Annotated in this window: 21 protein-coding genes and 1 pseudogene; 12 read left to right on the forward strand and 10 right to left on the reverse strand. The window is 71.6% G+C overall.

From position 1 onward, the window contains the following. Positions 1-13 precede the first annotated feature (13 nt). Together ACK99Q_RS16370 and ACK99Q_RS16375 are read left to right on the forward strand one after the other, a co-directional pair. Positions 14-382 carry a thioesterase family protein gene (locus ACK99Q_RS16370; protein WP_410187168.1) on the forward strand — a complete coding sequence of 123 codons (369 nt, stop codon included), beginning with the start codon at positions 14-16 and terminating at the stop codon, positions 380-382. A 39-nt stretch (positions 383-421) separates the two neighbouring features. After that, positions 422-496 carry a 50S ribosomal protein bL37 gene (locus ACK99Q_RS16375; RefSeq protein ID WP_410187329.1) on the forward strand — a complete coding sequence of 25 codons (75 nt, stop codon included), beginning with the start codon at positions 422-424 and terminating at the stop codon, positions 494-496. Between the two features lie 60 nt (positions 497-556). Here the strand turns inward: ACK99Q_RS16375 and rsrA are convergent, their stop codons facing one another. The 4 genes from rsrA to ACK99Q_RS16395 all read right to left on the reverse strand — a co-directional run bounded on the left by rsrA (position 557) and on the right by ACK99Q_RS16395 (position 2,956). Next, a complete protein-coding gene (gene rsrA / locus ACK99Q_RS16380; RefSeq protein WP_179425608.1) occupies positions 557-817 on the reverse strand; it encodes a mycothiol system anti-sigma-R factor in 261 nt (86 codons plus the stop codon). Continuing rightward, positions 814-1,428 (reverse strand): sigma-70 family RNA polymerase sigma factor, encoded by a 615-nt coding sequence (locus tag ACK99Q_RS16385; protein ID WP_410187169.1) that lies wholly within the window; start codon positions 1,426-1,428, stop codon positions 814-816. The genes rsrA and ACK99Q_RS16385 overlap by 4 nt, the downstream gene beginning before the upstream one ends. A gap of 84 nt (positions 1,429-1,512) precedes the next feature. After that, positions 1,513-2,223 carry an SOS response-associated peptidase gene (locus tag ACK99Q_RS16390; RefSeq protein ID WP_410187170.1) on the reverse strand — a complete coding sequence of 237 codons (711 nt, stop codon included), beginning with the start codon at positions 2,221-2,223 and terminating at the stop codon, positions 1,513-1,515. Between the two features lie 85 nt (positions 2,224-2,308). After that, a complete protein-coding gene (locus tag ACK99Q_RS16395) occupies positions 2,309-2,956 on the reverse strand; it encodes a hypothetical protein (RefSeq protein ID WP_410187171.1) in 648 nt (215 codons plus the stop codon). A gap of 273 nt (positions 2,957-3,229) precedes the next feature. Here ACK99Q_RS16395 and ACK99Q_RS16400 point away from each other — a divergent pair. Next, positions 3,230-3,907: pseudogene (locus ACK99Q_RS16400) on the forward strand (RNA polymerase sigma factor); the annotation flags it as partial. Between the two features lie 98 nt (positions 3,908-4,005). Here the strand turns inward: ACK99Q_RS16400 and ACK99Q_RS16405 are convergent. Continuing rightward, positions 4,006-5,133, reverse strand: a complete 1,128-nt coding sequence (locus ACK99Q_RS16405) for a glycine zipper domain-containing protein (RefSeq protein WP_410187330.1) — start codon at positions 5,131-5,133, stop codon at positions 4,006-4,008. A 188-nt stretch (positions 5,134-5,321) separates the two neighbouring features. Between ACK99Q_RS16405 and ACK99Q_RS16410 the strand changes: the two genes are divergently transcribed. The 8 genes from ACK99Q_RS16410 to cls all read left to right on the forward strand — a co-directional run bounded on the left by ACK99Q_RS16410 (position 5,322) and on the right by cls (position 12,105). After that, positions 5,322-5,807: a DoxX family protein gene (locus ACK99Q_RS16410; RefSeq protein ID WP_179425618.1), complete on the forward strand. Its 486-nt coding sequence runs from the start codon at positions 5,322-5,324 to the stop codon at positions 5,805-5,807. 2 nt (positions 5,808-5,809) lie between these two features. Next, entirely contained in the window at positions 5,810-7,066 is a 1,257-nt protein-coding gene (gene aroA, locus ACK99Q_RS16415) for a 3-phosphoshikimate 1-carboxyvinyltransferase (RefSeq protein WP_410187172.1), read from the forward strand. Further along, complete coding sequence (gene rsgA, locus ACK99Q_RS16420) at positions 7,063-8,040, forward strand: ribosome small subunit-dependent GTPase A (RefSeq protein ID WP_410187173.1); 978 nt, start codon at positions 7,063-7,065, stop codon at positions 8,038-8,040. Before aroA ends, rsgA begins: the two co-directional genes overlap by 4 nt. Before the next feature lie 35 nt (positions 8,041-8,075). Continuing rightward, entirely contained in the window at positions 8,076-8,972 is an 897-nt protein-coding gene (gene hisN, locus ACK99Q_RS16425; protein ID WP_410187174.1) for a histidinol-phosphatase, read from the forward strand. An 87-nt stretch (positions 8,973-9,059) separates the two neighbouring features. Further along, positions 9,060-9,488 (forward strand): CBS domain-containing protein, encoded by a 429-nt coding sequence (locus tag ACK99Q_RS16430; RefSeq protein ID WP_410187175.1) that lies wholly within the window; start codon positions 9,060-9,062, stop codon positions 9,486-9,488. 115 nt (positions 9,489-9,603) lie between these two features. Continuing rightward, on the forward strand, positions 9,604-10,194 hold the full coding sequence (locus tag ACK99Q_RS16435; protein WP_410187176.1) for a PadR family transcriptional regulator: 591 nt from the start codon (positions 9,604-9,606) through the stop codon (positions 10,192-10,194). Next, positions 10,184-10,588: an alternative ribosome rescue aminoacyl-tRNA hydrolase ArfB gene (arfB, locus tag ACK99Q_RS16440; RefSeq protein WP_410187177.1), complete on the forward strand. Its 405-nt coding sequence runs from the start codon at positions 10,184-10,186 to the stop codon at positions 10,586-10,588. The genes ACK99Q_RS16435 and arfB overlap by 11 nt, the downstream gene beginning before the upstream one ends. A 53-nt stretch (positions 10,589-10,641) precedes the next feature. Next, entirely contained in the window at positions 10,642-12,105 is a 1,464-nt protein-coding gene (gene cls, locus ACK99Q_RS16445) for a cardiolipin synthase (protein WP_410187178.1), read from the forward strand. 4 nt (positions 12,106-12,109) lie between these two features. On the opposite strand, the gene ACK99Q_RS16450 is transcribed toward cls, so the two are convergent. Both ACK99Q_RS16450 and ACK99Q_RS16455 read right to left on the reverse strand, forming a co-directional pair. Further along, entirely contained in the window at positions 12,110-12,553 is a 444-nt protein-coding gene (locus ACK99Q_RS16450) for a CAP domain-containing protein (protein WP_410187179.1), read from the reverse strand. A gap of 32 nt (positions 12,554-12,585) precedes the next feature. Beyond that, positions 12,586-12,912: a hypothetical protein gene (locus ACK99Q_RS16455; protein WP_410187180.1), complete on the reverse strand. Its 327-nt coding sequence runs from the start codon at positions 12,910-12,912 to the stop codon at positions 12,586-12,588. A gap of 106 nt (positions 12,913-13,018) precedes the next feature. Here ACK99Q_RS16455 and ACK99Q_RS16460 point away from each other — a divergent pair, with 106 nt between their 5' ends. Further along, a complete protein-coding gene (locus ACK99Q_RS16460; RefSeq protein ID WP_410187181.1) occupies positions 13,019-13,204 on the forward strand; it encodes a hypothetical protein in 186 nt (61 codons plus the stop codon). Between the two features lie 7 nt (positions 13,205-13,211). Here the strand turns inward: ACK99Q_RS16460 and ACK99Q_RS16465 are convergent, their stop codons facing one another. The 3 genes from ACK99Q_RS16465 to ACK99Q_RS16475 are packed head-to-tail and all read right to left on the reverse strand — an operon-like array spanning position 13,212 to position 15,596. After that, positions 13,212-13,916, reverse strand: a complete 705-nt coding sequence (locus ACK99Q_RS16465; RefSeq protein WP_410187182.1) for a VIT family protein — start codon at positions 13,914-13,916, stop codon at positions 13,212-13,214. Between the two features lie 40 nt (positions 13,917-13,956). Further along, on the reverse strand, positions 13,957-14,448 hold the full coding sequence (locus ACK99Q_RS16470) for a DUF456 domain-containing protein (RefSeq protein ID WP_410187183.1): 492 nt from the start codon (positions 14,446-14,448) through the stop codon (positions 13,957-13,959). Next, positions 14,445-15,596, reverse strand: coding sequence for an acyl-CoA dehydrogenase family protein (locus ACK99Q_RS16475; protein WP_410187184.1), 1,152 nt, complete (start codon positions 15,594-15,596; stop codon positions 14,445-14,447). The genes ACK99Q_RS16470 and ACK99Q_RS16475 overlap by 4 nt, the downstream gene beginning before the upstream one ends. Positions 15,597-15,614: the final 18 nt, after the last annotated feature.

A 15,614-nucleotide genomic window follows, 5' to 3' on the forward strand; every position in this document is an offset into this window, starting at 1 on the left:
TAGCGTGGGCGCCATGACTGACGCCACCGTCACGCACACCGTCGGCCCCGAGCACACCGCCCGCGCGGTGGGCAGCGGCGACCTCGAGGTCCTCGGCACGCCGGTCGTGCTGGCCTGGCTCGAGGCCGCCACGTGCGCCGCGCTCGACCTCGACCCCTCGCAGACCAGCGTGGGCACCCGCGTGGAGGTGCAGCACCTGGCCGCGAGCGCCGTGGGCGCCACGATCACCGCGACCGCCTCGGTCACCCAGCGCGACGGGCGCCTGGTGATCTTCGACGTCGCCGCGCGCGACCAGAACGAGGTGCTCGTGGCCAGCGGACAGGTGCGCCGGATCGTGGTCGATCGCGAGCGCTTCCTGTCCCGTGTGCCCGCGGTGGGCTGAGTGTGCGAGACTTGATGGTCAGCGTTTTGAGGAGGAACCATGGGCAAGACCGGTCGCAAGCGCCGGGCGCGTTGCAAGAAGGGCGCGAACCACGGTAAGCGCCCCAACGCGTGAAACCGCGCCGATAACGCACGAAACCCCATCCGGCGGATGGGGTTTCGTCGTCTCCGGGACTCAGCGCAGGTCGGTGATCTCGACCTGGACGGTGCGGATCTGCAGCCGCACCTTCTCGCGCAGGGGCTCGGGAGCGATCTCGGTGCACGAGCGACCGACGAGGGCCTTCACGATCTGCTCGAGGTGGTACTCGTTGAGGCAGTCCGAGCAGTCGTCCAGGTGCGCCTGGATCTCGTCGCAGCTGGCGCCGTCGATCTCCTGGTCGAGGAAGACGTAGAGGTTCTCGAGCGCCTTCTCGCAGTCGGGTCCGTCACAGCTCACTTCGCGTCACCTCCGGCCGGAACCTTCATCCCACGATCGCGGGCGTAGTCGGTGAGCAGGTCGCGCAGCTGCCGACGTCCGCGGTGCAGCCTCGACATCACCGTGCCGATGGGCGTGTCCATGATCTCCGCGATCTCCTTGTAGGGGAAGCCCTCGACGTCGGCGAGGTACACCGCGTAGCGGAAGTCCTCGGGAAGCGCCTGCAGGGCGTCCTTGACGTCGGAGTCGGGCAGGCGCTCGAGCGCCTCCATCTCCGCCGACTTCAGTCCCGACGAGCTGTGCGCCGCCGCCGCCGCGATCTGCCAGTCCTCGATCTCGTCCGTGACCTGCTGGGGCTGGCGCTGCTTCTTGCGGTAGTGGTTGATGTACGTGTTCGTCAGGATGCGGTACAGCCACGCCTTGAGGTTGGTGCCGGGCTTGAACTGGTGGAAGGCGCTGAACGCCTTCGCATAGGTCTCCTGCACCAGGTCCTCGGCGTCCTGGGGGTTGCGGGTCATGCGCAGAGCGGCCGAGTACAGCTGGTCGAGGAAGGGAAGCGCGTCGGCCTCGAATCGGGCCTGGCGCTCCTCCGGGGTCTCGTTCGACGGGTCCACGACGGTGTCGTCAGTCATCGTCGTCCAGCCTACTGTGGCCGGTCGTACGGGGCATGCGAGCATTCGTACCTCCTGTCAGGTCAAACGACTCGCGACGTGCCCCTATTCCCCCTCGATCGGGATCGGCTCGACCAGCTCGGGACCGTTGTTGCGGACGTTGTTGACCTCGGTGGACACGGGCCACGTGCGCAGCACGCCGGGCGTGGCCGGGACCAGGTGGTCGAGCGCCTCGGGCCACGGCTCGGCCGCCAGCCACCGGCTCGCGGCGTCGGGCTCGACGATCAGCGGCGCGCGGTCGTGGATGCGGCCGTCCTCGCCCTCGGCGGACGTGGTGAGGATCGTGTAGGTCAGCAGCCACTGCCCCTCGGGGTCCTTCCAGAACTCGTAGAGGCCGGCCAGGCCCAGGCCCGCCTCGGCGCTCATGAAGAACGGCTGCTTCGGCGGCTTGCGCTTCGCGCCGGGCTCTCCCTCGGGCTGGTACCACTCGTAGAACCCGTCGGCGGGCACGATGGCGCGCCGCTTCGCGAAGGCCTTGCGGAACGAGGGCTTCTCGGCCACCGTCTCGCTGCGGGCGTTGATCAGCCGGTTGCCGATCGAAGGATCCTTGGCCCACGAGGGCACCAGCCCCCACTTCGCCGTGACGAGCTCGCGCCGGACCGAGTCCCCGTCGGTGCGCTGGACCACGAGCGGGGCCAGCTTGGTGGGCGCCAGGTTGTAGTCGGCGCCGGTGTCCTCGAACAGGTCGCCCAGGTCGGCCTCGAAGTCGTCGACCAGGGTGGCCGGGGTCCGGGAGGTCGCGTATCGGCCGCACATGCGGCCATCGTAGGCGCGGGCACCGACGCTCCGGGCCGAGCCGGCGGGTTCCGCCACACCCGAGATGGTGGCGGATCCCGCCGGTTCAACCGGTGAGTGCGTCGAGCACCCAGGTCACGTCCTGGGCCACCGGCGGCAGCAGCTCGAGCCACACCCGCGGAGGGGGCGACTCGAACGTCCGGCGGAGCAGGACCGTGGCCAGGCTCAGCGTCGGCTGGTCCAGGCGCTGGCGTGCGGCCAGCACGCAGAACCGCCGCGGGCTCAGCTGCGCGATGACCTCGTCGCCGGGGAACGCGGTGCGCAGGGCGACGCTCACGTCGACCGCGTGCAGCGCCTGCTCCAGCGGGTGACCGGGCTCCGGAGGCAGCTCGACCACCACGAGGGCGTGACGATCCGTGACCGTCCCGTCGTCCCGGACCGCGCCGCGGTACAGCCCGTCCAGGCTGTGTCGCAGGTGTGCCAGGGTCGACAGCTGGGTCAGCGGGTCCTCGCACGACGTCTCGAGCTGCAGCGCCCGGGACGTCTCGGCCCACGCCACGGCGACCCCACGGACCATCGCGAACGACGGTTCGAGGCCGTCGAAGGCCCTCTCCACGCGGTCGAGGACCTCGTGGAGCGGGACTCCGAGAGACGCTGCACTCGCTCCCACCTCGTGTGCAACGTCCACTGCGTCCACCCGGCCGGCACGGACGGCCGAGTCGAGGTCGACATAGCTGACGTCGAAGGGATCCATCTCCGTGCCTCCTCTCACAGGTGCCGGGCGCAGTCGCCGTGTTGTTCACCCAAGAGACGCGCCGCACCGGGGGCCATGACGCGACTTCGGCGACGAGTTTTCGTGCAACCGTGAGTTCGTCCCGTGAAATCCGGGCAAAACGAGTCCGTCTCCGTAGTCACAAAGGGCCACCTGAACACCGGACAGCAGCGGATCGGCGACCTAGACTGAGGAGCGTGGCTGACCGAGGTCACGCGCGTTCTGCTTCGCGACCACTCGGGAAAGGGGCTGGCAGTGACCCTCGACGCCCCGCCGCCTGCCCTCGGGCAGGAGCGCAGCGACGCCGATCTGCTCACCGCGGTGCGCGGTGGTGACTCCGGTGCCTACGGCGAGCTCTACGCCCGCCACCAGGCCGCGGCCCAGCGCCTGGCCCGCCAGCTCATGCGCGGGCCCGACGCCGATGATCTCGTCGCCGAGGCGTTCACCAAGGTCCTCGTCACGGTGCAGAACGGCGGTGGCCCCCAGGAGTCGTTGCGGGCCTACCTGCTGACCGCGGTGCGCCGCCTGCACGTCGACCGCATCCGCGCCGTCACGCGCGAGCGTCCCACCGACGACCAGTTCGAGCTCGACGGTCGCGTGGACTTCGTCGACACCGCCGAGCTCGGCTTCGAGCGCACCACCACCGCCGAGGCGTTCGCGTCGCTGCCCGAGCGCTGGCAGATGGTGCTGTGGCACCTCGACGTCGAGGGCCAGAAGCCCGCCGAGATCGCGCCGATGCTCGGCATGAGCGCGAACAGCGTCTCGGCGCTGGCGTACCGGGCGCGCGAGGGACTGCGCCAGGCGTACCTGCAGAAGCACCTCGCCCCCACGACCACGCCCGACTGCCAGTTCGCGATCGGCAACCTCGGCGCGTTCGTGCGCGGCGGCCTCTCGCGACGCGACGCGGGCAAGGTGCAGCGCCACCTCGACGAGTGCCGCTCCTGCATGGGGCTGTACCTCGAGCTCCAGGACTTCAACCACGGCCTCGCGGGCATCCTCGCCCCGGCGATCCTGGGCACCGCCGCCTCGGGCTACCTGCAGGGCACCGGCGCCGCCGGCGCGCTGGCCGGTGCCGCGGGCGGCCAGGGTGGCGGCGGTGGTGGTGGCGGCGCGGGTGCCGGCGGTGGCGCGGGCGCCGTGGGCGGCTCGACGTCCGGCGTCATGGGCGTGCTGGGCACGATCGGTCCGGCCGGCATCGCGGCCGGCGCGGCCGCCAGCGTCGTGGTGATCGCCGGAGCGGCCGCCCTGATCACCGTGGACCGACCCCCGGCGTTCGACACCACCACGTCGGCCGACGGGCCGGGCTCGGTGCTGCGGCCGAACGGCTCGGTCGTCCCCCAGACCCAGGGCCCCGACGTGGGGCCGCTGCCGGATCCGCAGGTGTGGATGGACCCCGAGGAGCCCACGGACGATCCGACCGGTGACGACGAGCCGCCCCTGCCGGACGACCTCGCGCCCGAGGATCCGGTTCCCACCGACCCCGTCCCGCTGCCCCCTGAGCCCACGACGGAGCCGACGCCCTCCGAGCCGACCTCGATCCCGACCACGGAGCCGACGACCGAACCCACGACGGAACCGACCACCGAACCCACGACGGAACCGACCACCGAACCCACGACGGAACCGACCACCGAACCCACGACGGAACCGACCACCGAGCCCACGACGGAACCGACCACCGAGCCGACCACGGAACCCACGACGGAACCGACCACGGAGCCCACGACGGAACCGACCACCGAGCCGACCACCGAGCCCACGACCGAGCCGACCACCGAGCCCACGACGGAACCGACCACCGAGCCGACCACGGAACCGACCACCGAACCTACGACGGAACCGACCACCGAACCGACCACGGAACCGACCACCGAGCCCACGACGGAACCGACCACCGAACCCACGACCGAGCCGACCACGGAACCGACCACCGAGCCCACGACGGAACCGACCACCGAGCCCACGACGGCTCCGGTGGACCAGACCGTCCGCGCGTCCGCGACGACCTCGTGGTTCTCGACGAGCTTCGCTTTCACGGTCGGCCGCGACGCCCAGCCCGGGCAGGCGGCACAGATCCGCATCACCTTCACCGGCGGCTTCCCGGACCTCGAGATCATCACCGGCTGGTCGGGCTGGAGCTGCACCCGTCCCGGAGGCATCACGAGCCCGACCCTCACGTGCAACCAGACCGTCACCGCGAACCGCACGCTGCCGACCCTCACGGTCCGGACCCTGATCCCCTTCGCATCGGGCACCTACACCGTCACCAGCGGCGGCACCTCGCTCTCGGGCTCGTTCCGCTGAGCGCGACCTCGGCAGCGTCCGCATCCTGCGGCATGATGAGGGCATGACTCTCCTGCGCGCGGTGGCCCGTCCGATGCTCGCCTCGATGTTCATCTCCGGCGGGGTGATGGCGTTGCGCAAGCCCCAGGCCCTGGCCGCCAAGGCCCAGCCGGTGGCCGACGTCCTGCGCCGGATCGCCCCGCAGGCCGACCTGTCGGCCGCCAACCTCATCCGGCTCAACGGCGTCGTGCACGTCGCCGCCGGCGCCGCCCTCGCCACGGGTCACCTGCCGCGCACCTCCGCGCTCGTCCTGGCCGCCACGATGCCCGCCACCACGGTGTCGGGTCACCCGTTCTGGAACGAGACCGACCCCGTCGCGCGCCGCAACCAGTTCACCCACTTCGTCAAGAACGTGTCGCTCACGGGCGGCCTGCTGCTGTCGACCCTCGATCCCGACCCGCACAAGCCGTGGCTGGGCACCCGCGCGAAGAACACCGCCGTCGCCGCCAAGGACACGATCGTCGACCAGATCGACGACCTGCGGGGATGAGGATGGACTGGCCCGCCCCGCTCCCCTCGGCCGCCGTCGACGCCGACGTCCGGCTGCCGGGCTCGAAGTCGCAGACCAACCGTGCCCTCGTGCTCGCGGCGATCGCCGACGGCCCGTCCACGGTGCACGAGCCGCTGGCCGCCCGCGACACCGAGCTGATGGCCGAGGCGCTCGTCTCGCTCGGCGCCCGGATCGAGCGCGGGCCCCGCTCGTGGACCGTCACCCCGATCCGGCCCGTCGGGTCGGCCTCGGTCGACTGCGGCCTCGCCGGCACCGTGATGCGGTTCGTGCCGCCCGTCGCGGCCCTGGGCTCGGGCGAGGCACGGTTCGACGGCGATCCTCGAGCCCGCGAGCGTCCGATGGGCACCACGATCTCCAGCCTGCGCGACCTCGGCGTCCGCATCGACGACGACGGCCGCGGCAGCCTGCCCTTCACGGTCCACGGCGCCGGCTCGGTCCGCGGCGGGGCGCTCACCGTCGACGCCTCGGCCTCCAGCCAGTTCGTCTCGGCCCTGCTGCTCGTCGCGCCCCGGTTCGCCGAGGGCCTCGACCTGCGCCATGAAGGTGGCTCGCTGCCATCGCTGCCGCACGTCGCGATGACCGTCACCGAGCTGCGCCGCCGCGGCGTCGTGGTCGAGGAGTCCGCGGGCCGCTGGCACGTCCGGCCCGGGCCCGTGAAGGCGCTCGACGTCACGATCGAGCCCGACCTGTCCAACGCCGGCCCGTTCGTCGCGGCCGCCCTGGCCACCGGCGGCCGGGTGCGCGTGCGCGACTGGCCCGAGACCACCGACCAGGCCGGCGACGCCTGGCGCGACCTTGTCACGGCCTTCGGCGGAACCACCGAGCGCGACGGCGCCGACCTGGTCGTCAGCGGTCCCGAGAGTCTCGCCGGGGTCGAGCTCGACCTGCACGACGTGGGCGAGCTGACCCCCGTCGTCGCGGCGCTCGCGGCGCTGGCCGACGGCCCGTCCCGACTCACCGGCATCGGGCACCTCCGCGGCCACGAGACCGACCGGCTCGCGGCCCTGGCCACCGAGATCAACCGCCTCGGCGGGCAGGTCGAGGAGCAGCCCGACGGCCTCGTGATCACGCCGGCTCCGCTGCACGGTGGCACGTTCGCCACCTACGACGACCACCGCATGGCGCACGCCGGCGCGGTGATCGGGCTGCGCGTGCCCGGCGTCGTCGTGGAGAACATCGGCACCACCGCCAAGACCTACCCGGGCTTCGCCGACGACTGGGCGGCCGTGGTCTCGTGAGGGACGAGCACGACCAGTACGAGCGCCCCCGCCGGCGCACCCGGCCCCGCACGAAGGACCGGCCCGACTACTCCGACGCACTCGTCGCCGTCGTCACCACGGTCGACCGCGGCCGCTACACCCTGCTGCTGCCCGACGGCACCGTCCTCACCGCGATGAAGTCCCGGCCACTGGGCCGCCAGGGCGTCGTCGTCGGCGACGAGGTGCGCGTGGTCGGCGACGTCTCGGGCTCGGCCGGGAGCCTCGCCCGCATCGTCGAGGTGCTGGAGCGCCGCACGGTGCTGCGCCGCAGCGCGGACGACGACGACCCGATCGAGCGCGTCGTGGTGGCCAACGCCGACCAGCTCGTGATCGTGGCCGCTCTCGCCGACCCGCCGCCGCGTCCCGGCCTCATCGACCGCTGCCTCGTGGCCGCGTACGACGCCGGTATGGATCCGGCGGTGTGCCTCACCAAGGCCGACCTCGCGCCGGCCGACGAGATCCTGGCCCAGCTGGAGCCGCTCGGCGTGCGCGTCGTGACCACGCGGATCGAGGGCGACCTCGAGCCACTGCGCGACCTGCTGCGCGACCGCACCAGCGTCCTGATCGGCCACAGCGGCGTGGGCAAGTCCACCCTGGTCAACGCCCTCGTGCCCGACGCAGGCCGCACCACCAGCCACGTCAACGAGGTCACCGGCCGCGGCCGCCACACCTCCACGTCGGCGATGATCCTGCCCCTGCCGTTCGGCGGCCGGATCGTCGACACGCCCGGCTTCCGCTCGTTCGGCCTGGCCCACGTCGAGATCGACCGGATCCTGCGGGCGTTCGCCGACCTCAACACCGCAGCACGCGACTGCCCCCGCGGCTGCACGCACCTGGCGGAGGAGCCCGAGTGCGCGCTCGACGCCGCCGCGGCGGCCGGCGAGATCGATCCCGCACGGCTCGCGTCATTCCGCCGGATCATGGCCAGCCGCTCGCTGGCCGACGAGTACTGACCTGAGCGCGGCCGCCAGACCGTAGGGTGGGCCCCATGGCCAACCCGTACCTGGATGACCTGCGCCTGGCCCACGTGCTGGCCGACTCCGCGGACAACCTCAGCATGGACCGCTTCGGCGCCCTCGACCTCGAGGTCTCCACGAAGCCCGACATGACCTACGTGACCGAGTCCGACCGTGCCGTCGAGGAGGCGATCCGCCGCACCCTCAAGACCTCGCGCGGTCGCGACATCGTCCTGGGCGAGGAGGCCGGCGAGACCGAGGGCACCGCCGAGAACGCCGACCGCCGCTGGATCGTCGACCCCATCGACGGCACCTCGAACTTCGTGCGCGGCGTGCCCGTGTGGGCCACCCTCATCGCGCTCGAGGAGGCCGGCGAGATCGTCGTCGGCTGCGTGTCGGCCCCCGCGATCGGCCGCCGCTGGTGGGCGATGAAGGGCGACGGCGCGCACACGGGCAAGTCGTTCCGCCAGACGCGTCCCATCCAGGTGTCGGGCGTGCGCGAGCTGACCGCCGCGTCGATGTCCTACTCCTCGGCGCCCAGCTGGGGCCAGATCGGCCGCCAGGGCGAGTTCGACGCGCTGCTGCGCCAGTGCTGGCGCACGCGGGCCTACGGCGACTTCTGGTCCTACATGATGGTCGCCGAGGGCGCCGTCGACATCGCCGCCGAGCCCGAGCTGAACGTGTGGGACATGGCCGCCCTCGACATCATCGTGCGCGAGGCCGGAGGGCAGTTCACGAGCCTCGCCGGCGAGCCCGGCCCGTGGGGCGCGAACGCCGTCGCCACGAACGGTCGCCTGCACGACGCCGTGATGGCCTACCTGGGGCACTTCCCCGACGACGAGCCGTCGGCCTGGCCCGACGAGCCGGAGGACGACGACGAGCCGCTGGCCGACAACGTGACACGGCTGCGCTTCTCCCGCGACGACTGAGCCGTGAGACCGCCACCTGCGCTGCGGGTGTGATGCGGGCTACACTCCCCACACAGTCGAGTGTCGACGACAGTCGAGGAGGCAGCCATGCGCGTGCGTGACGTACTCACCGCCAAGGGCAGTGCGACCGTGTTCACCATCTCCCCCGACGCCACGGTCGAGGAGCTCCTCGACCTGCTGGCCGAGCACAACATCGGCGCCCTCGTGGTCAGTCCCGACGGCCGCTCGATGGCGGGCATCGTGTCCGAGCGCGACATCGTGCGCAAGCTGCGCGCCCTGCCCGAGCCCCGCTCGGCGACGGTGCAGCAGATCATGACCACCGACGTGCAGGTGTGCCACCCCGAGGACTCGTTCGGCTCCCTCATGAGCTCGATGACCGAGCACCGCGTGCGCCACATCCCCGTACTGGAGAACGAGGAGGTCGTCGGGCTGCTCAGCATCGGCGACGCCGTGAAGTTCCGCATGGACCAGCTGGAGTTCGAGCGCGACCAGCTGACGCACTACGTCCAGGGCTGACGCCCGCCCGCACCCGCCGTGACCGCTCTCACCTTGCATGTCGATATGAAATCGATATATCGTAAGTACATCGGAAGCCGCAGTGGCCTCCGTGGAACACCGAAAGGGGACGAGCATGCACCGCACTCCTCCCAACCCCGCCGGTCCGCACCGGCACCCCCGCCGGGCGCGTCGCGCCGGCGGACCCCGTGACTTCGACTGGGACCTCGGTCCCGGCCGCGGCCGTCCCGGACCTCGCGGTCCGCGTCGAGGCCGCAAGGGCGGCGACGTCCGCGCCGCCGCCCTGCTGCTGCTCGACGAGGCGCCCGCCCACGGGTACCACCTGATCCAGCAGATCGCCGCCCGAAGCGAGGGCGCGTGGTCGCCCAGCCCCGGGTCCATCTACCCGGTCCTGCAGCAGCTCGAGGACGAGGGCTTCATCGAGTTCGAGCGGGTCGACGGTCGCAAGACCGCCACCCTCACCGACGCCGGCAAGGCCTACGTCGAGGAGCACCGCGAGACCCTCGGCGAGCCGTGGGACCCCGAGCAGCTGCGCCGCGGCGGCGACGCCGAGTCCGGCGCGCTGATCACCTCGGTCAAGACCCTCAACGCCGCCACGCGGCAGGTCATGACCGTCGGCAGCCTGGCCCAGCAGGCCAAGGCCGCCGAGATCGTCAACGAGGCCCGGCGCCAGCTGTACGGCCTCCTCGCGGACGATGACGCCTGACGGACGCCTGAGGCTGCCCGAGTCGGAGCTGAGCTGGCGCTTCAGCCGCTCCTCCGGCCCGGGCGGCCAGCACGTCAACACCACCGAGACCCGGGTCGAGGTCCTCTGGTCCCCCGCGGACAGCACCGTGCTGACGCCCGACCAGCGCGACCGCGTGATCGCGCGCCTGCGCAACCGCCTCGTCGACGGCCGGGTCTCGGTGGTGTCGTCGACCCACCGCTCCCAGCTGCGCAACCGCGAGGACGCGCTGCGCCGGCTCGAGGAGCTCGTCGCCGAGGCGCTGCGCCCGGCCAAGCGCCGTCGCGCCACCCGACCCACCCGTGGATCGGTGGAGCGCCGGCTCGACGCGAAGAAGCGCCGCAGCCAGCTCAAGCGCGACCGCCGCGACTGGTGATCCCATCCGCCGGTGATGACCCCCGGCGGTCCCCCGGCCGATAGCCTGCGCCCATGGACTGGGGCACGATCATCTCGCTGGCGGCCCTGGTCGCCGTGGTCTCGATCAACATCGCGGCGCTGGGCATCATCCCGGAGAACCGTCGTCCCCAGACCGCGATGGCGTGGCTCATCCTCATCGTCTTCGCGCCGTTCCTGGGGATCCTGGCGTTCCTGTTCTTCGGCAGCGCGCGCATCGGTCACCAGCGCCACCGCCAGCTGACCGCGGCCAACGAGGTGATCGCGCGCGAGACGCAGGTCCTCGCCTCGGAGGTCCCCGCCGGCGCCCCCGACTACCTCGCGGGGATCGTGCGCCTCAACCACCGGCTCGCGCTGATGCCGCTCACCGAGGGCAACCACGTCACGCTGCTCCCGGACTACCAGGAGTCGATCGACGAGATGATCGCCGCGATCGACACGGCGCAGCGCCACGTGCACGTGGAGTTCTACATCATGGCGCTCGACGACATGACCCGGCCGTTCTTCGACGCCCTCGACCGCGCCACGGCGCGCGGCGTGACCGTGCGCCTGCTGTTCGACCACCTCGGCACGCGCGGCATCCCCGGGTACAAGGACCTCAAGGCGCGACTCGCCGCCTCCGACATCGAGTGGCACCTCATGATGCCGCTGCTGCCGTGGAAGCGGCGCTTCCGCCGGCCCGACCTGCGCAACCACCGGAAGCTCCTCGTGGTCGACGACGTCGTCGGCTTCACGGGCTCGCTCAACCTGACGCACCCGTCGTACAACAAGCCCAAGAACCTCGCCGTCGGCCGCGAGTGGGTCGAGCTGTGGATGCGGCTCGAGGGGCCCGTCGTCGCCACGATCGACGCGCTGTTCGCGGCGGACTGGGCGCTCGAGACCGAGGAGGTCCTCGGCGTCTCGATGCAGCAGGTCGACCAGGTGCCGCACTCCGAGCGCGACGTCGTCGGCGTGAGCGCCCAGCTGGTGCCGAGCGGCCCGGGCTTCGAGGCCGAGAACAACCTGCGCCTGTTCACGTCGCTGATCTACAGCGCGCGGCACCGGATCAGCCTCACCAGCCCGTACTTCGTGCCGGACGAGACGCTCCTCTACGCCGTCACGACGGCCGCCCAGCGCGGCATCAACATCGAGCTGTTCGTCAGCGAGCAGGCCGACCAGTTCATGGTCGGCCACGCGCAGGCCTCCTACTACCGCGAGCTGCTCGAGGCCGGCGTGCGCATCTGGCTCTACCCCAAGCCGTTCGTCCTGCACGCGAAGCACTTCAGCATCGACGAGGACGTGGCCGTCGTGGGCACGAGCAACATGGACATGCGCTCGTTCGCGCTCAACTACGAGATGAGCCTGCTGGTGGCCGACCCCGGGGTCGTGCGCCGGATCCGGGTCGTCGAGGACGACTACCGCGCGAAGTCACGCGAGCTGCTGCTCGACGAGTGGCTGGAGCGCCCCGCGCGCACGCGCTTCGTCGACAACGCGATGCGCCTCACCGCCACGCTGCAGTGAGCCGTCAGGGACGACCGAAGACCTGCACCGTGTAGGTGCGGCCGTCGGCCTTCGCGACGCCCGTGGCCAGGCGGGTGTACCCGCGGCTGAGCATGTTGCGGCGGTGGCCCGGCGACTTCAGCCACGCGCGCACGTTGGCCTTCGGCGACGTGAAGCCGGTGGCGACGTTCTCGGCGACGCGGCTCATGTTGCACTTCCTCAGCACGACGCCGAGGTTCTGGTGGTACATCCGGCGCTCCGCGGCCATGCGCTTGGCCTGGCGGTGGGCGTACCGGTTGAGGCACGAGTGGTGCTTCAGCTTCTTGATGTCACGGAACGCGCGCGACGTGTTGGTCTGCTGGAACAGCTTCTTGTCGAAGGTCGCGTTGGACATCGCCGACGCCTGTGGCGCCGCCGGGACGACGAGCAGGGCGAGAGCGGTCAGGAACGCTGCGATGACGTGACGCATACCTTCCAGTGTTGCGAGGGTGACCTCAGGGATCAAGCGCCGGAGTAGCCGTTCAGCAGCGCGAAGAAGACCAGGAGCGCGACTCCCGCAGCCAGCAGGCCACCCAGCGCGCCCAGGCCCGCGAGGCGTCCTCGGTCGTGTGGCCGCGACGACAGGCCGGGGATCAGCGACCACATGAGGGCGCCCACCACGACCATCACGACGACGAAGAGCGGCAGGATCAGGTTCTCGTTCGTCTCGTCGACCACCGCTGCCGTCGCCGGGAACAGGCCCAGCGCGAGCAGCATCAGGATGCCGCCGACGGCGAAGCGCCGATAGCCCCGGCGCTCGGGGGGCGAGTACCGCTCCTTGTCCTCCATGCCTCGAACCTACTGCGAGGTCCGGGCGCCCCGCACCCGCTCGCGGCACGCGCCCTGCGGGTGACCGCGCCGTGGGGCAGGATCGAAGGAGAGCGAAGGAGGCACCATGACCACGAGCCCTGACGAGCCCCTGCCCGACTCCCCGCTGCCGGAGGCCGACCCCGACCTCGAGCCCGCGGCCGAGCCCGCCGACGCCGCCGACCAGCGCCGCGAGGTCTGGCAGAACGAGGACGACGCCCTCGTCCCCGACGCCGAGCGCATCGTCCCGATCGACGAGGACGACGACGAGTGAGCGCGGCCTAGACCACCCCGGTCGTGCCGAGCAGCTGGCCGATCGCGTAGGTCAGCGCGAGGGCGAGCGCGCCGCCGATCACGAGGCGCCCGGCGGCGCGCACCTTGCGCCCGCCGCCGATGCTCGCCGAGATCGTGCCCGTGAGCGCGAGGGCGACGAGCACCGCCACGAACGTCACCGCCACGCGCCAGTCGGCGGACGTGAGCAGCATGGCGAGCAGCGGCAGCAGCCCGCCCACCGTGAAGGCGGTCGCGGACGAGAACGCCGCGTGCCACGGGCTGACCAGGTCGTCCTGGTCGAGGCCGAGCTCCACCTCCAGGTGCGCGGCCAGCGCGTCGTGCTCGGTCATCTCCTTCGCCGCCCGGAGGGCGGTGGGGGCGCTGATCCCGCGGTCCTGCAGCATCTGCGCGAGCTCGTCGAGCTCCCCCTCGGGATCCTCGCGCAGCTCGTCCTTCTCGATCGCGATGAGGTTGCGCTCGGAGTCGCGCTGGCTGCTGACCGAGACGTACTCGCCGAGCGCCATCGAGATCGCGCCGCCGACCAGGGCGGCCGTGCCGGCGGTCGCGATCGCGCTCGCGTCGTTGGTCGCGCCGGCCACGCCGACCACGAGCGAGGCGACCGAGACGATGCCGTCGTTGGCTCCGAGCACCCCGGCCCGGAGCCAGTTCAGCTTCTGCGACGTGACCGCGGCGTGCGGCTCTTCGACGACCATGCTCGAAGGCTAGGCCACGCCCCGGTCGGTGAGGACAGGCTCAGAGCCGCACGGACAACAGCGCCAGCAGCCAGGCCAGCGCGGTGAGCAGTGCCAGCGTCAGCTCGACCAGGATCGAGATGCCGGTGGCGCGCATCGCGTGGCCCGTGGCCCGCCGCGCCGCGACGGGATCGCCGAGGCGCTGCAGCTCGGAGAGGTAGGTGCCGCCGATGAAGCCGATGAACAGGCCCACGAACGGGATGACGAAGAACCCGATCACGCCCAGCACCGCGCCGATCAGCAGGCTGCGGTTGGGCACCCCGCGTCGCTTGAGGTAGCGCCCCGCGACGAGGTACTTCAGCACCAGACCGCCCACGGTCAGCGCGGCCGCGAGGACCGCGACCGTCCAGCCGGCCGTGCCGCCGGTGATCGCGCCCCACGTGAACACCGCGATGCCCACGACGAGTCCGCCCGGGATGACCTGGACGATCGCGCCGACGAGGCCGACGAGGATCGCCAGCGCGACCAGCAGGTCGAGGACGACACTGCTCACGAGAAGGCGCTGATCCCGGTCTCGGCCCGCCCGATGATGAGCTTCTGGATCTGGCTCGTGCCCTCGTAGAGGGTCATGACGCGGGCGTCGCGCATGTACTTCTGCACGGGGTACTCGTCGACGTAGCCGTAGCCGCCGAACGCCTGGATCGCGAGGTTCGCGGCCTTGACCGCCGCCTCGGAGGCGAACAGCTTGGCCTTGGACGCCTCGACGCTGAAGGTCTCGCCGCGGTCGATGAGGTCGGCCGCGCGCCACGTGAGCAGCCGGGCGGCGTCGGCGTCCACCGACATCTCGGCGATCATGTCCTGCACGAGCTGGTAGCTCGCGATCGGCTTGCCGAACTGCTCGCGCGACGTGCTGTACTCGACGGTCGCGTCGAGGCAGCCCTGGACGATGCCGACGCAGCTGGCGGCGATGCCCACGCGACCCTTGTCGAGCGTGGTCATCGCGATCCGGAAGCCCCGACCCTCCTCGCCGAGGAGGGCGTCGGCGGGCACGCGCACGTCGCTGAACGAGAGCGCCGCGGTGGCCTGGCCGCGCAGGCCGAGCTTGCCCGTGACCTCGGTGGCCTCGAAGCCCGGCGTGTCGGTGGGGACCAGGAACGCCGAGACGCCGCGCGCGCCGGGCCCGCCGGTGCGTGCGAAGACCAGCGCGACGTCGGCCCACGTGCCGTTCGTGATGAAGATCTTCGAGCCGTTGATGACCCACTCGTCGCCCTCGCGCACCGCACGGGTGGTGAGGTTGCCGGCGTCGGAGCCGTGATCGGGCTCGGTCAGACCGAAGCAGCCGAGGAGCTCGCCCGAGGCGATGCCCGGCAGCCAGCGCTGCTTCTGCTCCTCGGTGCCGAACGCCAGGACGGACTTGCCGAACAGGCCCGTCGACACCGACACGATGCCGCGGATCGCCGAGTCGGCACGGCCCAGCTCCTCCATCGCGAGGACGTAGGTGACGTAGTCGCCGCCGATGCCGCCGTACTCCTCGGGGATCGTGAGGCCCAGGAACCCGAGCTGTCCGAGCTTGGGGATGATCGCGGTGTCGACCGACTCGACGCGGTCCCACTCGGCGCGGAACGGCACGACCTCCTTGTCCAGGAACTCGCGCGCGAGCGCGCGGAAGCTGCGTTGGTCCTCGTTCAGGCTCAGATCCATGCCCCGATCCTGCCATCG

The organism is Aeromicrobium sp. MLTX1, from assembly GCF_046452335.1.
Taxonomy (GTDB): domain Bacteria; phylum Actinomycetota; class Actinomycetes; order Propionibacteriales; family Nocardioidaceae; genus Aeromicrobium.